Raw genomic sequence first — 434 nt, forward strand, 5'->3', positions numbered from 1 at the left:
TGAGTGGCCGTCATGTAGCGTGCGACCTCGCGTCGATCGCTCGGCCCTAAAGCTTTTTTGCGATGACATCCTTCATCGCTGTGTTCTCAAGTGCCAGATCCGCGTACATCCGCTTGAGCCGAGCATTCTCCGCCTCCAGCTCCTTCACGCGGCGCAGATCTGAGGCCTCCATGCCGCCGTACTTGGATTTCCACTTGTAGTACGTGGGTGAGCTGATGCCGTGTTTGCGGCAGACCTCCTTGACCGGTAGGCCGGCATCCGCTTCTTTCAGAATCGCGACAATCTGGGACTGAACCGCCCCGGGTTTCTCGGAGGCTCCAAAGCTTGAGAGGATGGAGCGATGGGAAGACAGCAAGTGCGGTACTCGCCGGAGGTACGGGAACGGGGTGTTCGGCTGGTGCTGGAGCACCAGCACGAGCACGGGTCTCAATGGG

At 59.9% G+C, this 434-nt stretch carries 1 pseudogene; it reads right to left on the minus strand.

The window, feature by feature from the left end:
* Positions 1-334, minus strand: a pseudogene (locus DEH80_RS17065) (transposase); the annotation flags it as partial.
* Between the last annotated feature and the right edge of the window lie 100 nt (positions 335-434).

Source organism: Abyssibacter profundi (assembly GCF_003151135.1).
Taxonomy (GTDB): Bacteria; Pseudomonadota; Gammaproteobacteria; order Nevskiales; family OUC007; genus Abyssibacter; species Abyssibacter profundi.